We start from the raw sequence: 21050 nt of genomic DNA on the forward strand, positions 1-21050 counted from the left end.
GAGCGAAACTCGCGCTCAACATCAACCGATCGCCACGCCGCGGTGGGGTCCCTTTTGCACGCCGATCGGGGGTCCCTTTTGGACGCCGATTGACACGCGATTTCGCGCGGTACTTCGGTCTCCTCTGCTACCCAGTCCCGAAAACTGGACCTAAATCCATGCACTGTGGCAGGACATTCCAGGCCGCGCACCATCTGTAGCAGCGCCATGTCCGATAACTCCGCGCCTGATAGAGCCCCTGGAAAAACCAGATCGCAATCTCGTTGGCGAAGCACCTTGGCGGCCCGAAACACTTCGGCTGCCTGGCGTGAAAGCGGTACAACATGCGTTACACCCGCCTTCATTCGCTCGGCCGGCACCGTCCACACAGTAAGGTCGTCATCGAGTTCCGACCATTTGGCACCCCTGACCTCCCCGGATCGCGTCGCGGTCAAAATTACGGCTTCGAGGGCCAGCCTACTGGCGCACAGATCTCGTCGCCGTAGATTCACGAGAAACGCCGGCACATCCGCATACGGCAGCGCGGCGAAATGGCCGGTCTTCCTTGGCTGGCGCGGAAGCCCCTTCGAGAGGGATCGTGTCGGCGCTTCTGTTGGTCTGAAGCCGCTAGAATATGCCCAGTCCAGAACCGTCCCGATACGTTGCCTCACCCGTCGCGCGGTTTCCGGGATATCGAGCCAGATCTCGGCGAGAACGTCGCGGATCAACGGCCCATCGATTTGGTCAACCTTGAGCTTGCCGAGCTTCGGAAACGCGTAGAGTTCGAGGGTCTTCAGCCACTGCTTCGTGTGCTTGCCGTTCTTCCAGCCCTTGACGAGTTCTGCGTGAGCCAATTTCGCCGCCGCTTCGAAGGTCGGGATGACGATTTCGACTTTTTTTCGTTCCTCCAGAGGATCGACGCCCGAGGCAGCCAGCTTCTTGATCGCGGCAGCCTCAAGACGAGCGTGTCGTAGGCTCACGTGACGCAGTTGCCCCAGCCCGATGTCTCGGCGCCTGCCGTTGATCTGGATGCGCATCAGCCAGCTTTTGCCGCCTGATGGCGAGATCTGGAGCAGCAAACCGTCCCCATCCGAATATCGGCCGGGTTCTGACAGCTCCTTGACCAGGTCGGACGTGAGTTTTCCCATGGCCTGAATATATCAACTACGAAGGCAGTTTTGAACCCCCTGAGGCCACCCCAGCCCCACACTCAGCCCCACATCAGTTTTCGGACAAGCGCGAATAGCCACGAACGTGTACGGCTTCTTTCTGTTATATTTCAGTGGTTTGATGGGATTTTCGGACGGCGGCGAACGCCTGTGAATGGCAAAATGGCGGAGCGGGAGGGATTCGAACCCTCGATACGCTTTTGACGTATACTCACTTTCCAGGCGAGCGCCTTCGACCACTCGGCCACCGCTCCGCATCGCTGGGGAGAGCGCCTTACCGCCCATCGCGGGGGTTCGTCCAGCCCTCATTGCAAATGGTGCCTCCCGTAGCGGCATGAAAGCCGCTATCCTGGTGACGCCAGCCCCGGAATGCGGGGTGTTATGGGAGGAAAACCATGATGATGCGTGACTGGTGTGTCGGAATGGCAGCATTGACGCTCGCGGGCTGTGCGGCGTCTTCCGAGCAGGCGCCCGCTCCCGCCCCTGTCGTCAATACCCTCTGGACGGGGCAAACTGTGGCAGGGGACGCCCCGGCGGCAGGCTCCCGGTTCGAGTTGATGTTCGGCCCCGACGGACGCATCAGCGGACGCTCGGGTTGCAACAGTTTCGGGGCAGGCTATGCGCTGAACGGCGCGGCGCTGCAGGTGCACCCGCCGATAATCGGCACGAGAATGGCGTGCTCCGAGGCGGTGATGGCGCAGGAAGCACGGTTCCTGGCAATAATCGAGACAGCGACGACCGCATCGGTCGGCACCGACAGCATGTTGACCGTGACCGGGCCCGATGGACGCGCAATACGCTTTGCCAAGGCTGACGTGCCGTCAAACCAAAGCAGCAGTCACGCGAACTCGGCCATGCCGATGCCCACACCCTCGCACGTCGTGATGCGCTGCGGCGACGAACAACTCCGCGTTCGCATTGAGGGCGACACGGCCGAAGTGGTTCTGGACGACGGCAGCGAAATGGTGCTGCCCAGGCTTGAAGGCGAAACAGGCGCGGCTCAAACCTACACCAACGGACGCATGACGCTGCAGCGTGTCACAGAGCCGCAACACGGCTTCCGCTTCGCGCGCGGGCGCATGGCGCTGATGCCCTGCATACTCGCCCAGAACTGAGGGCCTGCCGTTTAACGGCCGATCTCAGAACTGGAACGACACCGTCGCGCCGTAAGTCCGCGGCGGTTGATACGTGTTCAGCTGTTGCTGGAAAGGCGCGAACGCAACGATGTGGTTTTTCACGAGCTTGTCGGTCAGATTCATGCCCCACACGGCGACTTCCCAACGATCATCCGCCGAACGCACGGCGAGCCGGCCATCGAGCATTCCGTAAGACTTCTGGACTTCGAGCGGTGTGTTCGACGCTTCGAAGAATATCTTCGAACGGTAGGACCAGCCGACGCGACCGAACAGGTTGATACTGTCGGTAACAGGCACCTCATATTGACCCGCGAGGCCGATCTGGTGCTTGGGCGCACGCGGCAGGCGGTTGCCGGTAAAGTCGGCGGTGGCGCCATCCGCGAAACTGTCGAATTTCGCATCGAGTCTGCTGTAGCTCGCATCGATGCGGAACCCTTCGAAAAGCTGAGCGACAAATTCCGCTTCGACACCCTCGATCTTCGCCGTTGCAGCATTGCCGATCACGACACAGCACAGCGGCACCAGCTGCGAGACCTGAAGATCCGTATAGTCGGTGCGGAACGCAGCGACGTTCAGCTGCACGCGGTTATCGAAGAAGCGGGATTTGAAGCCTGCCTCGTAATTCCATGCAAACTCGGGATCGTAAGGCGTCGCGGCGCTGGAGCCTGTTCCCGCTGTGCCCTGGAACCCGCCGCTCTTGAAGCCGCGCGCAGCACTCGCATAGATCATCACGTTGTCGCTGACTTTGTAATCGGCGGCAAAGCGCGGCGTGAACGCCCGCCAGCTTTCGCGGGCACGCACATCAAAGGGTACGCTGAGCGGCGGCGGAAGACCCGGCCCCTCGACCAGAATGCCCTGCAGATGGGCGCGCTTGGATTCCCATGTCATGCGCGCACCGACGGTCAATGTCAGGCGATCGGTGACGGCGAGATTGGCCTGACCGAACAGCGCAAAACTATCTGAATCGACATCCTGCGGGAACGCGTTTCTTCCCTGCTGCGCCGGCGCCGGGAATGTCTGCTCGAGCATCTCGTTCCGCTCGATATTCTCGGTCAGGAAATAGAGACCCATCACGCCGCTCAAGCGGTTATTGAACGTCTTGAACGCGAGACGAAGCTCCTGGCTGAACTGCTGCGATTCTTCGACATTCTCGTTGATCGATTCGATCTGGGTCGGCGGATTTACCGGATTGCTGAAGAAGGCGTCGCGGTGGCTGTAATCCGCTTTTCTCCATGCCGTAATCGACGTGATCTCGCCCATCGGGCTATCGAGCGTGACCGTGGCGGAAAGCCCGCCGACTTCGCGCTTCAGAAACCCGTCATCGACCGCATTCACGACGCGGGGATCGGGATCGACACCCACGCAGTGTACCCCGCCATTGAACGACGCGTTGCATACATTGTCGCGGGGCTGCCCCAGCGTATCCTGCTTGGTGTAGTCGCCGCTGAGGACAATATCGACGACATCACTCGGCGCCAGCCGCACCGAAAGGCGTCCGCCCCAGAGATCTTCATCGTCCACGCGATTTCCGGTCGTGGCGTTGCGTGTGTATCCATCACGGCGGATTCTTGTAAATGCTCCCGAAACCGCTGCGATATCCGAAAGACCATAATTGAAACGCCCCAGCAGTTCGAGGCGGTCGTAATTGCCGTAAGAGACCGTTCCGCCGACGAAGTTTTCCTTGAAGTCCGGCTTCCGGCTGACAAGGCTGATCGCGCCGCCTACGACGTTCTTGCCGAACAGCGTGCCTTGCGGGCCGCGCAGCACTTCGACACGCTCGAGATCGTAGAGATTGAGATTCGATCCACCGCCACGCCCGATGTAGACGCCGTCGACAAACATCACTACCGAGGCGTCGCCGCCTGCGTTCGAGTTGATGCCTTCCGTCCCGATGCCGCGGATCGCGAAATTGGGCTCCCCGGGATTCACCTCACTTGATGTCAGGCCCGGCGTGTATTGTGCCAGATCGCGCACGGATTCGATGCGCGCATCGCGAAGTTGCGACGCTGAAAACGCGCTGATCGCAATAGGAACATCCTGCAGATTTTGTGCGACGCGCTGCGCAGTCACGACGATTTCTTCAAGGCCCTGCGTCGAAGATGGCGTTTGCTCCTGCGCCAGTGCCGCGCCGCTTCCGGCTGTGAGCGCCAGACATGACACAACATGCATGAAACGACATATCGCCATGTTTATCTCCTCCCCGATTTTTCGACCACTTTTGAGAGCCGTATTGCGTTAAGGTCGCACGAATGTAATTAGATGTCTAAGGGTTTTTTCGAGGTGTTTACGGGAGACGATCATGTCGTTGAGCAGCCGGCCGCTGTGTCGTGTATCGATCACACTCGAGGCCGGAGCGCCTATCGTAATCGGAGCGTCACCGTGGCGGAACCGGCGCGTCAGTCATATCACCGGAGGCAGCATCGACGGTGAGCGGCTGCGCGGGAGGGTTGAACCGGGCGGCGGCGACTGGTCGGAATTGGGTATGACTCCGGAAGGCGACGGCCTGACGCTTCTCGATGTTCGCTCGCTATGGAAGACTTATGATGATGCGCTCGTTTACGTGACATATCAGGGCCGATTGACGATCCCCGCGGCAGTTTTGCCTGCGTTCCGAGACCCCGAGGCGCTGAGGGCGCTCGACCGGGCGCAATATTACTTTCGCATCACACCGCTCTTCGAAACTGCAGACCCGCGATATTCCTGGCTGAACGGTCTCGTCGCTGTCGGTATAGGGACGCGCACCCCTCACGGCGTCGATTATGACGTTCACGAATTGCTTTAGACGATGTCCGAGCCCGCCGTTCCGATTGCCGCAGCAGACGAGGAAGGCTCGGATGCCTACGCGTGGTGGGTCGTCTTCGTCCTGCTGCTCGCCTACACGTGTTCGTTCATCGATCGCATGATCCTGACGCTGCTCGTGGCCCCGATCCGCGCGGATCTCGGCATCTCGGACACGCAGATGAGCCTTCTTGTGGGCTTTGCATTTGCCGTTCTTTACACTGTGGCGGGCATTCCTCTCGGCTATATCGCGGATCGGGGTAACCGGCGGCGGCTGATCGCGGCAGGCATCACGGGCTGGAGCGCGATGACCGCGGCGTGCGGCCTGGCTCCCAACTATCTTTCGCTGTTTCTGGCCCGGGTGGGTGTCGGCATCGGAGAAGCGACGCTATCCCCCGCCGCCTATTCACTGCTTTCCGATTATTTCCGCAAGGACAAGCTCGGCCGCGCGGTCGCCGTCTACTCGATCGGCGTGCCGCTCGGTTCGGGGATCGCGCTGATGCTCGGCGGCGTCATCGTCGATATTGCGACGAACATGCCGCCCGTCGATCTCCCGGGCATCGCAGACGCGGCGCCATGGCGGCTGGTGTTCTTCATGGCCGCGCTTCCCGGCCTCGCCGTAGCATTGCTCATGCTCCTTGTGCGCGAACCGGCGCGAAAGGGTGCGCGCGTTAAAACCGGTCGCGGGTTCGGCGGCGTTTTCGCTTTCGTGTGGCAACACCGCGCCGCGTTCGGACCCCATTTTCTCGGCCTGTCACTGCTCACGCTCGTCATTTACGGCTACATGGCCTGGATACCGACCTTCTTCGCGCGCAGCCACGGCATGGCACCCGCCGACGCCGGGTTCTGGTTCGGCATCATCCTCGCCGCCGGCGGCGCCCTCGGATTGCTTGCGGGCGGCGCATTCGCCGACAAGCTGTTTCGGAGCGGACGCAAGGACGGCCATCTCATCACCATCCTCGCCGCGACGATCGGGGCCGCGCCCTTCCTCGTACTGGCGCCTCTCATGCCGAGCGCTACGCTCGCCTTCCTGTGTCTCGCCCCCGCGATGCTCATCGCTTCGATGCACGGCGGCGTTGCCGGCGCGGCATTGCAACTCATCACGCCGAACCGCTTCCGCGCGCAGGTGACGGCGCTCTATTTCTTCGTTGCAAACCTCATCGGCTTCGGCCTCGGCCCTACGGCCGTCGCCGCAATCACGGATTACGGCTTCGGCAGGGACGATGCCCTTGCCTCATCACTTGTCATCGTGGCTGTGGCCGCGCTTCCCGCCTCCGCGCTTCTCATCGCATGGGGCCGCGCACCGTTCCGCCGCAGCGTCGCCGCTATGGAAGCGGAGGAGCAGGTCGCCTAGCGGGGCTCGGCCGAAACCCGCACGAGCAGCTTGCCGTCGTGCGCACCGCTGAACAGCAATTTCAGGATGTCCGGGGCGTTTTCGAGTCCGTCCCGAATATCCATACGGTATTTGAGCAGGCCCTTTTCGAGCCAGGCGCCGATCGCCGCATACGCCTCCGGGTAACGCCGCCAGTAATCGCTGACGATGAACCCCTCGATCCGCGCGCGCTTCATCAGGACGTTGCGAAACATGGCAGGACCGCCGCCCTGCTCGATTTCATTATAGGTCGAGATGAGACCGCAAACCGCAATGCGCGCGTTGATGTTGATGAGCGTCAGCGCCGCGTCGAGAATCTTCCCGCCGACGTTATCGAAATAGACGTCCACGCCTTTGGGGCACGCTGCCGAAATCGCGCCGACCAGATCGGCGTCCCGGTAGTTGACGGCAGCATCGAAGCCGAGTTCATTCGTGATCCACGCGCATTTTTCTGCAGATCCGGCGATGCCGACAACACGGCAGCCCATGAGCTTCGCCATCTGCCCCACAAGCGATCCCACGGCCCCCGCCGCCGCCGAAACCAGCACGGTTTCACCCGGACGCGGCTTTGCGACCTCGAACAATCCGAAATAGGCAGTTGCGCCGATGTTGCCGAGCGGGCCCATGAAGGCGGCGAGCGGCAAGCCGCCGGGCTCGACGCGGCGCAGCGCCTTGCCGGACACGGCGGCATAATCCTGCCAGCCGCCCTGCCCTGTCACGATATCGCCGACAGCCAGGCCTTTCGCGCGCGAAACTTCCACAACGCCCAGTGTACCGCCGCGCATCACATCACCGATCGCAACCGGCTCCATGTACTGGTCAACATCGGACATCCAGATGCGGTGCGTCGGGTCGATCGAAAGGTAGATGTTGCGTACCAGCACCTCGCCCTCGCCGGGCTCGGGGAGGGGCCCATCCTCGAAGGTCAGCAGATCGCGCTCGATCTCCGTCTGCGGCCGGTTTGCGAGAATCCATCGGCGGTTACGGATCGGAACATGCTGGGCCATCTCTTTCCTCATATGGTTAGCAGCACATCCTTAGCATACTAATATTATTCGAAAACCTCCGTAGTGACACCTCGGTCACCCAAGCCGCCATACGTGCCGCGAGGCAGAACAGTTCCTACGCCGTAAAGGTGCCCGCGTAGCGCTTGCGCAGTTCCGATTTCATGATCTTGCCCATCGCGTTGCGCGGCAGTTCGGCGAGCACGTGGATCGCCTTGGGCTGCTTGAAACGCGCGAGACCGGCACCTGCGGCGGTTTCGAGTTTCGTGACATCGAAGTCTTCACGATCGACGATGACGGCTGCGACCACCGCCTCGCCGAAATCGGGATGCGGCACGCCGAATACCGCGACATCGACAACACCCTCCACCTCGGCGAGCGCGATCTCCACCTCGGCAGGATAAACATTGAAGCCGCCCGAAATGATCAGATCCTTCGATCGCCCGGCGATGCTCACCCGTCCTTCGCTATCCTTGAAGCCGGTGTCGCCGGTGCGAAAGAAACCATCGGGATGGAAACTCTCCGCCGTCGCCTCCGGCCGCCGCCAATATCCGGCACACAGGTTCGGCCCCTTGATCTCGATCTCTCCCACTTCGCCCGGAGGCAATGCGCGGCGATCCGCATCGACTATGTCGAGCGATACGCCCGGCAGCGGAAACCCCACCGTTCCGGCGATCCGCCCTTCCTGCTCGTAGCGGTTTGACGTGATCATCAATGCTTCGGTCATGCCGTATCGTTCGAGGATCCGGTGTCCCGTGCGGGCTTCGAACGCATCGAACACCGACGGCAGCAAAGGTGCAGACCCACTGACGAATAGCCGGATCGACGCGCAAGCGGCCCGGTCGAACGCTTCGTCGGCGAGCAGGCGGGCGTAATACGTCGGCACGCCCATGAAAACACTCACCCGCCCGAGCTTTGCGATCACCTGCTCCGCGCTGAATTTCTGCAGCATGACCAGCGTGCACGCGTTGTAGAGCGCCAGGTGCAGCGCCACGAACAGGCCGTGCGCGTGGAACAGCGGCAGCGCGTGCAGAATCGAGTCCTCGGGCGAAAAGCGCCACGCCTCGTTGAGTGCCGCCACATTGCTGGAGAGATTGCCGTGCGTCAGCATCGCCCCCTTGGACCGGCCGGTGGTGCCGGACGTGAACAGGATCGCGGCAAGGTCGCCCTCCTCCACGGTTTCGACGGCGAGGTCCGGTTCGAGCGTCAGGGCGAGCGCGGGAAGCGACCCCGTTCCGTCGGGTTCCAGCGTCATGCGCCGGACCGGCGCGGCGGCTTCGTCGGGCACAGGCGTCGCCGACGCGTGAATGAGAAGCACCGGATCGGCATCTTCGATCAGCAGCGCGACTTCAGCCGCCGTGTACGCGGCGTTCATGGGCACGAAAACGGCGCCTGCCGCGAGCACCGCGAGATAGGTGTAGACGAATGCGGGCGAGTTGTCGGTTTTCACGATGACCCGATCGCCGCGCTTCACACCGAGTGCGGCGAGCGCCGCCCGATATCGTCCCGCCATGAGGGGGAGGCCCGCATAGTCGATAAGCGGCGCATCGTTCCATACGATCGCGGGCTTCGCGCCCGCACCGGCCTGCCGTGCGTAAAAGATCGCGGCGAGGTTTGCCGACATGTGTTTTGTCCCCGATTGTTCCTCTGCCGTTTAACCCGATCCGACCCCTGAATCGCAATCGCTATTGACGGGAGGGCGCAACGGACGGGAGGATGGGGCCTTCATGATAAACCTGCGCCATATCGAAATTTTCCACGCCGTTTACAGCAACGGCTCCGTCAGCGCGGCGGCGCGCGCGCTCAATGTATCGCAGCCTTCGGTGACGAAAGTGCTTCGCCATGCCGAGATGCTGCTTGGTTTCCCGCTGTTCGAGCGTGCCAAGGGCGGGCTTGTGCCGACCGAGGACGCGCACACGCTGTTCGCCGAGGTCGCCGAGATCCAGACGCGCGTCTATTCGCTGCGGCAGGCGAGCCAGAACCTGCGGCACGGGCGAGGCGGCACGCTGCGCATTTCCGCTCTGCCCTCGCTCAGCCTCGGCGCACTGCCGGAGGCCGTCGCCCGCTTTCTCGGCGACCACCAGGGCGTCAGCTTCGATCTGCAGACCGTTCATCACGATGACATGGTCCGCAAGCTCTACGAACGCGAATCCGACATCGTCGTCAGTTACGAGGTGCCGCCCGCTGCGCCGGTCTCCCACCGCTGGCTCGGGGAGGGCGAACTCGTCGTGCTCTACCGCGAGGCGGACATGCCCGATGCGCCGCCCCGCATCCCGCTCGACCTGCTGAGGGGGCGACCGTTCATCAGCCCGATGCAGAGCGGGCCGATCGGGAACCTGCTCTCTGCCGAACTTCAGCGCGTGGGCGTCGAACTTGACGAAGTTGTCTCGGCGCGGACGTTCTACATCGCGTCTGCTCTGGTGAAGGCCGGTGTCGGCATGACGATCGTCGACAATTTCACGGCGCAGGCGGCGCAGGCGCCCGGACTGTCCTTCCGCCCGATCCAGCCGTCGCTGGCGTTCGACATCCATGCCGTCCATCTTCAGAACCGCCCGCCTTCGGGCCTTGCGACGGCTTTTCTGAAGGTGCTGAGCGAGGTCATCGAGGCCCTATAGACGGGCGTTATAGGGATGGAGGCGCTTGATATGAAGGCGCCCGCACCCGCCGCGTCTATCGCATCGGAGCAAGCTGCATGGCAAAAGGTGCACGATGATCCCCAGTCCGTATTTTCTCTATCTCGGTCACTCGAACGACGAGATCGGGATCAAGACCTCGCGCGGGCTCGCGGTGTTCCGCGGCGAGGACTGCGTCGGCGAATTCCGCCACGATGATTGCAGCCTCACGCTCGGCCTCCCCCGCATGACCTTTGCGGAGGCCGTTTCGGCGGGGGCGAAAACGCTCGTGCTCGGCATTGCGAACGCAGGCGGAAAGCTGGGCGAGGATCTGGTGGAGGACGCGCTTGCCGCGCTCGATGCTGGTCTCAACATCGCCTCGGGCCTGCACCAGCGCCTGCGCGATGAACCGCGCCTCGCCGCCGCCGCGAAGGCAAAAGGCCTTGCGCTGTTCGACGTGCGCGACCCCGCGTCCGACCTTCCGATCGGCGACGGCAAGCCGCGCGCGGGCAAGCGCCTGCTCACCGTCGGCACGGATTGCTCGGTGGGCAAGATGTACACCACGCTTCACCTCGCCCGCGCGCTGCAAGCGCGGGGCGTGCGCGCCGATTTCCGCGCGACCGGCCAGACCGGCATTCTGATCGCGGGCGACGGCGTACCGCTGGATGCCGTGGTCGCGGACTTCATTTCGGGCGCCATCGAGTCCATCTCGCCTGCGCGCCACGACGGCGGCTGGGATCTCATCGAAGGCCAGGGCTCGCTTTTCCACCCCTCGTTCGCGGGCGTTTCCACCGGCCTGCTGCACGGCGCGCAGCCCGACGCGCTCGTGCTGTGTCACGAGCCGAATCGGCCCCACATGCGCGGCCTGCCGCATTACCGGCTGCCTGACCTTGCCGACTGTCTCGAAGCCAACCTTCGTACCGCGCGCCTCACCAATCCGCACGTGAAAGCCGTGGGCATCGCGCTCAACACCTCGAAGCTCACACCCGATGCGGCGGCGCGGTTCTGCGCGGAAACGTCGGACGCTTTCGGCTTGCCTTGCGTCGATCCCGTCACCATGGGCGTGGAACCGATCATCGACTGGATGCTAAAATGCGAACTCTCAGCGCCCGCAGCGACAGCTTTCCGCTAGTCGCGCCGTTCCGCATCTCGCGCGGGGTCAAGACCGCCGCCGATGTCGTCACCGTCGAAATCGCCGCCGACGGCCATGTCGGCAGAGGCGAAGGCGTGCCCTACCCGCGCTACGGCGAAACCATCGAAAGCGCGCTTGCCGCGATCGAAACCGTGCGCGCCGCGCTTGAAGCCGGAGCAGGCCGCACGGAAATCAGCGCGCTGATGCCGCCCTCGGCCGCGCGCAACGCGGTCGATTGCGCGCTCTGGGATCTCGAAGCCCGACTCGCGGGCACCAGCGTCACCGCCCTGCTCGGTCGCCCCCCGATCGCGCCGACGCCGACGGCGCTCACCATCAGTCTCGATACGCCCGAAGCGATGGGCGCCGCCGCGCTGAAGCTCGCCGGGGTTCCGCTCATCAAGATCAAGGTCGATCGCAGCGATCCCGCCGCGCAGATCAAGGCGGTGCGCGCCGCTGCTCCGAAGCCCAGGCTCATCGTCGATCCGAACGAAAGCTGGACGATCGCGGAGGTCCGCGAGCTTCAGTCGCTGCTCGTCGATCTGCGCGTCGATCTGCTCGAACAGCCGCTTCCGGCGGCCGAAGACGCCGCGCTCGAAGGCTTCCGTTCGGCCGTGCCGATCGCCGCCGACGAATCCGCCCACGTCGCGGCCGACCTGGATGCGCTGATGCAGAAATACCAGGTGGTCAACATCAAGCTCGACAAGACCGGCGGCCTCACCGCCGCGCTCGAACTGGCAGACGCGGCAACGGCAAAGGGAATGGGCCTGATGACCGGCTGTATGGTCTGCTCGTCGCTCGCCATCGCGCCCGCGCTCATCGTCGCCGCGAACGCCGCGTTCGCCGATCTCGACGGCCCGGTATGGCTTGCGAACGACCGACCCGGCGGCGTCAGGTGCACCGACGGGATCCTGAGCCCGCCGTCGTTGTGGGGCAGCGCATAGCCCTGGGTTATGGGGCGGCAAAGCCAAACAATCGCCTGCCCGCTTTCCTTTCAGATGCCGTCCTTGCACAGTCTGCCCCGCGAACGACAGGTACGGGCCGGAGGGGGTTGTGCAATGGCGGTTTCAGGTTCAAGAGGTGTTTTGCACATCGTGCTGGCTGCCGGCGCGCTTACAGCCTCGTCGGCATTCGCACGTCCCGCCGCTGCCGAAGCGGATATCGTTCTGAAAGGCGGCACGATCCATACGGGAACGGCTGCGCCTTTCGTGGGCGATGTCGCGATCACGGACGACCGCATCACCTTTGTCGGCAAGGCCGCCCCGGCCGGTGCGAAACGCGTCATCGACGCCGAGGGGCTGGTCGTTGCGCCCGGCTTCATTGACGCGCACACGCATGTCGGCGACATGATCGCCGGAAACGATGCGGCCGAGAGGCTCGTCCTGCCCTTCCTGATGCAGGGCGTCACCACCGCGTTCATCGGCAACGACGGCGGCGGCGATATCGATACGGCGGCAGTGCTCGGCAGCGCAGCGACGCGGCCCGTCGGCATCAACTATGCGACTTTCGTGGGCTTCGGCGCAGTGCGAAAGGCCGTTGTCGGCGAGGCCGACCGCGCGCCCACCGCCGCCGAACTCGGCGAGATGAAAACCATCGTCGGCAAGGCGATGTGCAGCGGCGCGCTCGGCTTTTCGACGGGGCTCTTTTACGCCCCGCAGAACTTCGCCAAGCAGGACGAGGTTGTGGCACTGGCGAAGACTTCGGCCGCGCACGGCGGGATCTACGACAGCCATATCCGCGACGAATCCAGCTACACGGTCGGCCTTTCCGGGGCGATCGACGAGGCGCTGACCGTGGGCCGCGAGGCGGGCATGCCGGTCCATATCGCGCACATCAAGGCACTGGGCGTCGATGTTCACGGGCAGGCGCCCGCGATCATCGCGAAGATAAATGCCGCACGCGCCGCCGGGCAGGTCGTGCATGCCGATCAGTACCCGTGGTCGGCGTCCGGCACGGCGCTCTCCGCCGCGCTGCTGCCGCGCTGGGCCGAAGACGGCGGCCGCGAGGCGATGCTGAAACGCTTCGACGAGCCTGAAACGCTTGCCCGCATCCGCACCGAGATGCGCGAGAACCTGCGTCGGCGGGGAGGCGCGGCGTCGCTGCTGCTGACCCGCGGCCCCGACGACGTTGTCGGCAAGACGCTGGAAGAGATCGCCGCGCAAACCGGCGCCGATCCCGTCGATGCCGCCGTCGCCGTCATGCGCCGCGGCCCGACGGGCGTTGCCTCGTTCAACCAGACCGAGCCCGACATTGCGGCCTTCATGAAACAGCCGTGGGTGATGACGAGTTCGGACGGCTCAACCGGCCATCCGCGCCTTTACGGCTCCTACGCGCGCAAGTACGACAAGTATGTGAAGACGGATAAGGTCATTTCACTCGGGGATTTCATCGCGCGCAGCACCGCCCTTCCCGCAGAGACGTTCTCGCTTGAAGGACGCGGCGTGCTGAAAACCGGCGCGTTCGCCGATGTCGTGGCCTTCGATCCCGCCACGTTCGCGTCCCGCGCCGATTACGCGCAGCCCACGCTGTTTGCGACGGGCGTTCGCACGGTGATCGTCAACGGCAAGGTCGCCGTTGAAAACGGCGCGCCGACGGGCGTCGCTGCGGGCCGGGGATTGCCGCGCACGCCGAAGGCCGGAAGCTGCCCGTGACGCTTATCAGGGGGTGGTTCCGCATCGCGCTCTGGAAGCGGGTGCTCGGCGCCCTCGCGCTCGGTCTCGCGTTCGGTGTGTTCTGGCCGTCGGCAACGGACTCGGTCGCGATTCTCGGCGACCTTTTCATCCGGCTGATCCGCATGCTCGTGGTGCCGATCGTGTTCGTCACCATCGCATCGGGCGTCGCGTCGCTGGGTGATCCCAAGCGGCTCGGCTCGGTCGGCGGACGCACGGTCGGACTGTTCGCGATCACGACCGCCATCGCGGTTTCCATCGGCATGATCATCGCACTGATCGTCGAGCCGGGGATCGGCGCCAATCTCGGCGGCGCTGAACCGCGGCCGCTGGGCACGCCCAAATCCCCTTACGACCAGCTCGTGGGCATCGTTCCCACCAATATTTTCGAATCGCTCATCGCGGGCGACATGCTGGCGATCATCTTCTTTTCGCTGCTGCTGGGGATCGGCACGATCCTCGCGGGCGATGCCGGAAAACCGCTGGCGGGCCTGCTGCAATCGGCGGCGAACGTGCTGTTCCAGATGATCCGCGTCATCATGGAAGCGACGCCGTTCGGTGTTTTCGCGCTGACCGCAGGCGCCATCGCCGCGAACGGCCTTGCCGTTTTCACCAACATCGGTCTGCTCGCGCTCTGCGTCGTGCTGGGTTCGCTGGTCCAGATCGTATTCGTGCACAGCACGCTGATCCGCGGCATCGTGGGCATGCCGCTCAAGGTTTTCTACCGGGGCATCGTGGATGCGCTCGCGGTCGCCTTTTCCACGTCGTCGTCGTCGGCGACGCTGCCGGTGGCGCTGCGCGTGGCGCGGGACAATCTGGGCGTCAGCACCGCCGTGGCCTCGACTGTGCTCCCGATCGGCGCCAGCATCGGCAAGGACGGAACGGCGATGTATGTCGGCCTGCTCAGCGTCTTCAGCCTGCAGGCGCTCGGCATCGTCCCTGACCTGGGGATGCTCGTCGTCATCTTCGTCACCGGCGCGCTCGCTGCGTTCGGTACAGCGCCGATCCCCTCGGCCTCGCTCTTCATGCTCGCCGCCGTTCTCAATTCGGTCGGCATCACGATGGAACAGGCCGCGCTGATCGTCGGCTTTATCCTGCCGTTCGACCGCCTGCTCGACATGACGCGCACGGTGCCCAACGTCTGCGCGAACCTTACCGTCACCACCACGGTCGCGCACTGGGAGGGCGACCTCGACAGGACAGTGCGCGCGCCCGACCCGGTTTAGGGTGTGTGGGGATTCAGTTCAGGGCGGAGCGAAAACGGTGGATACGCTTTTCATACATACGCATCCGAACAACCCTCCACCTTCGCCTGTCGGACGAGGCGACAGAGGAAGCGCTGCAGCACTCGGTGTGCCGGTAGCTGCAGTTGACAAAGCTGGGAATTTGACATGCGCCAAACCATGAAAAACGGCTGGCGAACCATTCTGATCGGAATTGCAGCGATAGCGGCGCTTATTGTTGGGTTTATGGCTTTTTACCAGCGGCCCGCTGAGGTGGGGAGGCAGAAGCACACTTTTGATTTCGATAGCGTAGATCAAGAGTTCAGACCCTATGCCCTCCTTGCAGCGAAAGAGTTTGCCAAAAAGCAGGGTATGACATCTATCGACCAAGCGATGACAGGACGAGAAGTCTCTGTGGAGCGGTCGGAAGGAGGTATCTGTGTAAGGTTGGTCGTAGTTCCTCCCGGAATGGGCGAAAGCCCAATTTATTGCTATGACGAAGCGACTTCTCAGCTCATGAGAAAGTTCGACGATGTCGAGTAAACGCCGCAAAGTGACAAGCCGTGGAGTGGCAGCCGCGATCGCGCACTACAGGAACTCGGAAATATTGAGGCAACCGTCGAAAATGCGGCATTTTTCGTCCTGATTGCTTTTAGATTGGGACGGCGTTGTGCTATGCAGCCTTCGAGATCCAAGCTTCGCAGTGAAAGACTGTCTCATCGATAGCATAGCTTAAATCTCAACATACAGCGACTTATAACAAAGGTGCGCTAGCGAACCGGAGCGGAGCGTACTAAAGGTACGTGAGCACCGGAAGCCCAGAAAGCCGCCGTTTGCAGCCCGTCCTGGGCTGAATCCCCACACACCCTAGGCGGTAAGCCAGCGGAACGTCAGCGGCGCCTCGCGGAAAGCGAAGCGATCGAGATGGCTCGCCACCACGCCCTTCATCTTTTCGAGCACGGCAGGATCGTCGGCATCGAGAACGACGGCCAAGGCTTCGGGCCCGGCGGTCATGATGACCGTCGCTTCGGGGAACGCGACCCGGCCCTGCTCCGCATCGAACGTCACCGCGAACTGGTGGCTCCAGTGCTTGCAGAGCTGCTGCATGTAACGGCTGCCGCTGGTCGTCGGAACCGCTGCCGTCGCTGTCGCCATGCTCAGAGCCTTTCGATCTTTTGGGCGGCCTCGTCGATGATGCGGGCGGCTTCCAGCATCGCATCGCGGTCGGCGCCGCGGTCCCACATGCGGCCCTTGAGGACCGAACCGAGGTTCATCATCGCGCGCCACACCGGGGCGGCGTCGGCGCGGGTGTTGGCCTGCCCTGCGGCGTCGAGCCTTTCGAGCAGGGCGTTCAGTTCGTCGCGGCGCGCGTCGAGGTGCGCCTTGCCCTTTGCGGTGATCGCATAGAGCTTGCGGGTGCCGTCGGCGCGTTCCTCGGCGAGTTCCATGTCGGCGAGCAGCGTGAGGGTCGGGTAGACCACGCCGGGGCTGGGCGCATAGGCGCCGCCGGTGCGGGCCTCGATCGCCTCGATCATCGCGTAGCCGTGGAGCGGTGCGTCTTCGATCAGCGAGAGCATCAGCACCTGGAGTTCGCCCGCGCCGAAGCGGCGACGACGGCGGTGGCCGGTGTGCTCGTCGCCCTCCATCGCGGAACCGAGGCCTGCGAGGGCCTGGACGAAGCCGCCCCAACTGCGACGACCACGACCGTGCGGGTGATGGCCACGGTGTTCTTTCATATCTTCGATACCTTTCGACTCGTCTAGTTGCATCTAAGATATATCTTAATTCATCGAATGCAAGCGGCTTTTGCGCGGGGGCAGAGATGACTAAAGTCACCGACTCATGTCCGATCTCTTCCTCGAGGATTCCCCGCAGCCCGATAAGCGGAACGCTGGCGACGCGCCGCTCGCGGAGCGCCTGCGGCCGCGCGCGCTTGCCGACGTCGTCGGGCAGGAACACCTGACCGGCCCGGAAGGCGCGATCGGGCGGATGGTGGCTGCGGGCAAACTTTCGAGCCTCATCTTCTGGGGGCCGCCGGGGACCGGCAAGACGACGATCGCGCGGCTGCTCGCGGACGCCGTGGGGCTGCGCTTCGTGCAGATCTCGGCCGTGTTCTCGGGCGTCGCCGACCTGAAGAAAGCCTTCGCGGAGGCGCGCGAGTACGCGAGGATCGGGCAGAAGACGCTGCTGTTCGTGGACGAGATCCACCGCTTCAACCGCGCGCAGCAGGACGGCTTCCTGCCTTTCGTGGAGGACGGCACGGTGACGCTGGTGGGCGCCACGACCGAAAACCCCAGCTTCGAGCTGAACGCGGCGCTGCTCTCGCGCTGTCAGGTGCTGCTCGTCCACCGGCTGGACGAAGCGGCGCTCGGGGCGCTTCTGGAGCGCTCCGAAACCGATTTCGGCCGCCCCCTGCCCCTTACGCCCGAAGCGCGCGAAGCGCTCGTCCATTCAACCGACGGCGACGGGCGTTTCCTGCTCAACCAGATCGAAACGCTGATGTCGGTGCAACTCGACGAACCGCTCGATCCCGCCGGGCTTCGCGACCTGCTGCACCGCCGCGTCGCCGTCTACGACAAGGATCGCGAGGGGCACTACAATCTCATCTCCGCGCTTCACAAGGCGATGCGCGGGTCCGATCCGCAGGCGGCGCTCTATTACCTCGCGCGGATGCTGACGGCGGGCGAGGAACCGCTCTACGTGCTGCGCCGGCTCGTCCGCTTCGCCAGCGAAGACATCGGCCTTGCCGATCCGCAGGCGCTCGTCCAGTGCCTCGCCGCGAAGGATGCCTACGATTTCCTCGGCTCGCCCGAAGGCGAACTCGCGGTCGTGCAGGCGTGCCTGTACTGCGCGACCGCGCCCAAATCGAACGCGGCCTACAAGGCGCAGAAAGCAGCGTGGCGCAGCGCGCGCGAAACCGGATCGCTGATGCCGCCCGCGAACATCCTGAACGCGCCGACGAAGCTGATGAAGGACATCGGCTACGGCAAGGATTACACCTACGATCACGATGCCGAAGGCGGCTTTTCAGGCGACAATTACTGGCCCGACGACATGCGGCCGGAAACCTATTACCGCCCCACCGATCGGGGCTTCGAGAAACGCGTCGGCGAACGGCTGGCCTGGTGGGAGGAACGCCGTGAACGTGCGAAATAGCCTAGTTGCGGCGCTGATGCTGCTGAGCGCGCCGGCCGCCGCAGCGGAGCCCGACCCCTACACGCGCGCGCTCGCCGCCGGATACAAGGCGCAGTTCATCTGCAGCGGCGTGTTCAACGCGCGGCGCGCGCCCGAGGCGATCGCGCAGTCCGAGCTTGCCGGTACGCAGGAGAATGTGGCGCCGCTGCTCGCTACGCTTGAAGCGCGCATCGACGAGGCGGCGAAAACCGTTTCGGTGGCCTTCGACCCTGCGCTGCCGCCGCGCGTCGCGGTGTGGCGCCCGTGGCTCGGCTGCGCGGGCCTCCCGATCGGTGCAACAGCGGTGAGCCTGCCGACGCTCTCCCTGTCGCCGCCGCAATTCATCCGCGCGCCCGACTGGCCCTACGGCGATGTCGGCGCCGAGGCGAAACCCAAGGGCGACGCGAACGCCCTTGCCGCCGTGATCGACGACGCTTTTGCAAAAACGAACACCACCGGCGTCGTTATCGTGCAGCGCGGCCGCATCGTCGCGGAGCGCTACGCCGATGGTTTCGGCCGGCACATCCCGCAGCGCACATGGTCGGTCGCCAAGTGCATCACCGGCACGCTGATCGGCGTCGCCGCGCACAAGGGCCTGATCGACCCGGCGAAACCCGCGCCCGTTCCCGAATGGCAGACGCCGGGCGACCCGCGCGGCGCGATCACCACGGACAATCTGCTGCGCATGGCATCAGGCCTGCACAGCGATTTCGCGGGCAACCGCACCGATGCGATCTATTTCGGCGGAACGCATGTCGGCGAGAACGTGCCGGGGCAGGCGCTGCAGGCGACGCCCGGCGCGCGCTTCCGCTACGCCAACAACGACACGCTGCTCGCCGCTTATGGTCTTCGCACCGCGATCGGGGACGACGCGCAATACACCGCCTTCCCATTCACCGAACTGTTCTGGAAGATCGGCATGACGCACACGTTCGCGGAAACCGACTGGCGCGGCAATTTCATCCTCTCCTCGCAGGTCTGGTCGACGGCGCGCGACTTCGCGCGGCTCGGCATGCTGTATCTGAACGGCGGCGTGTGGAGCGGCGAGCGCCTGCTTCCCGAAGGCTGGGCGCGCTATGTCAGCACGCCTTCAGGCCCGCAGCCGGAGGGTGACGAGGCCGGCTACGGCGCGACCTTCTGGCTGCTGAACACGCGGGACGATATCCCCAAGGACACGTTCGGCGCCTTCGGCAACCGGGGCCAGTTCATCGTGATCGTGCCGAGCCGGAACATCGTGATCGTGCGGCGCGGCGAGGATCCCGCAGGCACGCGCTTCAACATCGCAGACTTTGTGGCATCCGTGCTGAAAACGCTGAAATGACATCGACCGGGAGGGTTTGCGTCCTTCAGGTCAGGCGGCGGATTTGGAACGATCCACAACCGGCGCAAGCGATCCGTTCTTGCGAAATGACTCTATCGCCCGTTTCGCACGCGCCTTGCTGGAATATCCCTCGGTCGTGAAAATCTTTTCCGAGTTATATTTGAAAGCAACCCGGAACTCGCCCTGTTTGTCCTCGGTGATTTCGAACGAATAGCCCTTGGCGACTCGGCTTCCTTCCAGAGGCCATGCGTCATCATCCTGCGTCATCGCCCGGTCGATATCCTCGTCCGTCAGCGAGACGAGACGCGACCAGTCCGTGCGGCCCTCTTCAGAGGCCACGCCCAAACCGATCCTGGTAAGCTTTCCGTTCATTTCGCCTCGCCCTTCGGGCACTGATGAGTCTGATTCGAGCCGCTCTCTTTGTATATACGACAACGACGATAATTTCATCCCGACCGACAATACCAAGCGCCGCGTACCTGATTTCCGTACCTGAATTTCGACTGTCGCATGGATCAATGACCGGCTTATTCCAGATCATGCGGGCATCAATGAAATCAAGCCCGTGTTTTGCCAGATTGGTCTGACGCTTGATTTCATCCCATTCAAATTCCATGGGGTCGCCTAGCATGAAAAATCAGCGTTTCCAATACTTTGCAGCGATCGACTGGTCCGGCGCAAAGGGTAGCCGCCACAAGGGCATCGCGGTTGCGATCGCCGAAGCGGGGGACGCGGCGCCGCGTCTGGTGAAGCCGGGGCATGTCTGGTCGCGCACGGAGGCACTGGACTGGATCGCCGCGCTGGCCGACGGGCCGCCGACGCTGGTGGGCATGGATTTCAGCTTCGCGCCGCCCTTCGTCGGGCGCGGCGCCTATCTGCCCGGTGAGGCGGCGCCCGATGATGCGCGGGCATTCTGGGCGTTCGTGGACGCCGCGTGCGAGGATGAAGACCTGGGTGCGGCGTCCTTTCTGGAGCGCAGCTATCGGCGGCATTTCTATTTCGGCAAGGCGGACGGCACGAAGGCGGACTTCATGCATCTGCGGGCCTGCGAGGCCGCATTCAATGCAACCGGCGGCGGCAAGCCCTCCACGGTTTTCGACGCGATCGGCGCAGCGCAGGTGGCGAAGGCGAGCTTCGCGGGGATGCGTCTGCTGCATCATCTGGCCGGGCGGGTGCCGATTTGGCCGTTCGATCCGCCGCCCGCCAAAGGCTCGCTCCTCGTCGAAATCTATTGCCGCGCTTTCATCCGCATGTCCGGCGGGAGGGGCCTGAAGCTGCGCAGCCTTGCCGATCTCAACACGGCGCTCGCGGGGCTCGGATCGCGTCCGTTCGCTGCGGATCGCTCTCTGGCGGACCACGAGACTGATGTGCTCGTCACCGCTGCGGGTCTTCGGCACATCGCGGAAGACGCCGGTTACTGGCACCCCGCCGGGCTCGACGCGCGCCTCGCACGCACCGAAGGCTGGACCTTCGGCGTGCGCTGA

Annotated in this window: 20 protein-coding genes and 1 tRNA gene; 12 read left to right on the top strand and 9 right to left on the bottom strand. The window is 63.9% G+C overall.

The annotated features are described in order from the left end of the window. Together GGQ98_RS11025 and GGQ98_RS11030 are read right to left on the bottom strand one after the other, a co-directional pair. A partial coding sequence (locus tag GGQ98_RS11025) for a tyrosine-type recombinase/integrase (RefSeq protein WP_184069426.1) occupies positions 1-1127 on the bottom strand: 1127 nt, incomplete at its 3' end. Between the two features lie 184 nt (positions 1128-1311). Beyond that, positions 1312-1402 (bottom strand) — tRNA-Ser (locus tag GGQ98_RS11030). Positions 1403-1543: 141 nt separating this feature from the next. Between GGQ98_RS11030 and GGQ98_RS11035 the strand changes: the two genes are divergently transcribed. Then, on the top strand, positions 1544-2263 hold the full coding sequence (locus GGQ98_RS11035) for an META domain-containing protein (protein WP_184069428.1): 720 nt from the start codon (positions 1544-1546) through the stop codon (positions 2261-2263). Between the two features lie 24 nt (positions 2264-2287). On the opposite strand, the gene GGQ98_RS11040 is transcribed toward GGQ98_RS11035, so the two are convergent. Further along, on the bottom strand, positions 2288-4471 hold the full coding sequence (locus GGQ98_RS11040; RefSeq protein ID WP_184069430.1) for a TonB-dependent receptor: 2184 nt from the start codon (positions 4469-4471) through the stop codon (positions 2288-2290). A 112-nt stretch (positions 4472-4583) separates the two neighbouring features. Between GGQ98_RS11040 and GGQ98_RS11045 the strand changes: the two genes are divergently transcribed. Continuing rightward, entirely contained in the window at positions 4584-5066 is a 483-nt protein-coding gene (locus tag GGQ98_RS11045) for a DUF3237 domain-containing protein (RefSeq protein ID WP_184069432.1), read from the top strand. A gap of 3 nt (positions 5067-5069) precedes the next feature. Then, positions 5070-6416 carry a spinster family MFS transporter gene (locus GGQ98_RS11050; protein ID WP_184069435.1) on the top strand — a complete coding sequence of 449 codons (1347 nt, stop codon included), beginning with the start codon at positions 5070-5072 and terminating at the stop codon, positions 6414-6416. Here the strand turns inward: GGQ98_RS11050 and GGQ98_RS11055 are convergent. Further along, the gene (locus GGQ98_RS11055) at positions 6413-7441 is read right to left on the bottom strand and encodes an NADP-dependent oxidoreductase (protein ID WP_184069437.1); all 1029 of its coding nucleotides are present in this window, start codon (positions 7439-7441) and stop codon (positions 6413-6415) included. The genes GGQ98_RS11050 and GGQ98_RS11055 overlap by 4 nt on opposite strands. 115 nt (positions 7442-7556) lie before the next feature. Beyond that, positions 7557-9062 carry an AMP-binding protein gene (locus GGQ98_RS11060; protein ID WP_184069439.1) on the bottom strand — a complete coding sequence of 502 codons (1506 nt, stop codon included), beginning with the start codon at positions 9060-9062 and terminating at the stop codon, positions 7557-7559. Between the two features lie 106 nt (positions 9063-9168). On the opposite strand from GGQ98_RS11060, the gene GGQ98_RS11065 reads away from it, so the two are divergent. From GGQ98_RS11065 to GGQ98_RS11090, 6 genes are all read left to right on the top strand, one after another. Next, the gene (locus tag GGQ98_RS11065) at positions 9169-10053 is read left to right on the top strand and encodes a LysR substrate-binding domain-containing protein (protein ID WP_184069527.1); all 885 of its coding nucleotides are present in this window, start codon (positions 9169-9171) and stop codon (positions 10051-10053) included. Between the two features lie 94 nt (positions 10054-10147). Beyond that, positions 10148-11182 carry an N-acetyltransferase DgcN gene (gene dgcN / locus GGQ98_RS11070; protein WP_184069441.1) on the top strand — a complete coding sequence of 345 codons (1035 nt, stop codon included), beginning with the start codon at positions 10148-10150 and terminating at the stop codon, positions 11180-11182. Further along, positions 11143-12123 (top strand): N-acetyl-D-Glu racemase DgcA, encoded by a 981-nt coding sequence (dgcA, locus tag GGQ98_RS11075; RefSeq protein ID WP_184069443.1) that lies wholly within the window; start codon positions 11143-11145, stop codon positions 12121-12123. Before dgcN ends, dgcA begins: the two co-directional genes overlap by 40 nt. 150 nt (positions 12124-12273) lie before the next feature. Then, entirely contained in the window at positions 12274-13830 is a 1557-nt protein-coding gene (locus tag GGQ98_RS11080) for an N-acyl-D-amino-acid deacylase family protein (protein ID WP_341534198.1), read from the top strand. Next, the gene (locus GGQ98_RS11085; protein WP_184069447.1) at positions 13827-15074 is read left to right on the top strand and encodes a cation:dicarboxylate symporter family transporter; all 1248 of its coding nucleotides are present in this window, start codon (positions 13827-13829) and stop codon (positions 15072-15074) included. Before GGQ98_RS11080 ends, GGQ98_RS11085 begins: the two co-directional genes overlap by 4 nt. A 165-nt stretch (positions 15075-15239) precedes the next feature. Then, positions 15240-15614, top strand: coding sequence for a KH domain-containing protein (locus tag GGQ98_RS11090; protein WP_184069449.1), 375 nt, complete (start codon positions 15240-15242; stop codon positions 15612-15614). 324 nt (positions 15615-15938) lie between these two features. Here GGQ98_RS11090 and GGQ98_RS11095 read toward each other — a convergent pair whose 3' ends face one another. Then, complete coding sequence (locus GGQ98_RS11095) at positions 15939-16226, bottom strand: DUF2218 domain-containing protein (protein ID WP_184069451.1); 288 nt, start codon at positions 16224-16226, stop codon at positions 15939-15941. A gap of 2 nt (positions 16227-16228) precedes the next feature. Then, the gene (locus tag GGQ98_RS11100; protein ID WP_184069453.1) at positions 16229-16807 is read right to left on the bottom strand and encodes a PadR family transcriptional regulator; all 579 of its coding nucleotides are present in this window, start codon (positions 16805-16807) and stop codon (positions 16229-16231) included. Positions 16808-16913: 106 nt separating this feature from the next. Between GGQ98_RS11100 and GGQ98_RS11105 the strand changes: the two genes are divergently transcribed. Continuing rightward, complete coding sequence (locus tag GGQ98_RS11105) at positions 16914-18227, top strand: replication-associated recombination protein A (protein ID WP_184069455.1); 1314 nt, start codon at positions 16914-16916, stop codon at positions 18225-18227. Beyond that, a complete protein-coding gene (locus GGQ98_RS11110) occupies positions 18211-19566 on the top strand; it encodes a serine hydrolase domain-containing protein (protein WP_341534197.1) in 1356 nt (451 codons plus the stop codon). The genes GGQ98_RS11105 and GGQ98_RS11110 overlap by 17 nt, the downstream gene beginning before the upstream one ends. A gap of 30 nt (positions 19567-19596) precedes the next feature. Here the strand turns inward: GGQ98_RS11110 and GGQ98_RS11115 are convergent, their stop codons facing one another. Both GGQ98_RS11115 and GGQ98_RS11120 read right to left on the bottom strand, forming a co-directional pair. Beyond that, complete coding sequence (locus GGQ98_RS11115; RefSeq protein WP_243451833.1) at positions 19597-19806, bottom strand: YegP family protein; 210 nt, start codon at positions 19804-19806, stop codon at positions 19597-19599. A gap of 88 nt (positions 19807-19894) precedes the next feature. Continuing rightward, positions 19895-20182 carry a BrnT family toxin gene (locus GGQ98_RS11120; protein ID WP_184069457.1) on the bottom strand — a complete coding sequence of 96 codons (288 nt, stop codon included), beginning with the start codon at positions 20180-20182 and terminating at the stop codon, positions 19895-19897. A 13-nt stretch (positions 20183-20195) separates the two neighbouring features. On the opposite strand from GGQ98_RS11120, the gene GGQ98_RS11125 reads away from it, so the two are divergent. Beyond that, positions 20196-21050, top strand: a complete 855-nt coding sequence (locus tag GGQ98_RS11125; protein WP_184069459.1) for a hypothetical protein — start codon at positions 20196-20198, stop codon at positions 21048-21050.

Source organism: Sphingosinicella soli, from assembly GCF_014199685.1.
Taxonomy (GTDB): Bacteria; Pseudomonadota; Alphaproteobacteria; order Sphingomonadales; family Sphingomonadaceae; genus Sphingosinicella; species Sphingosinicella soli.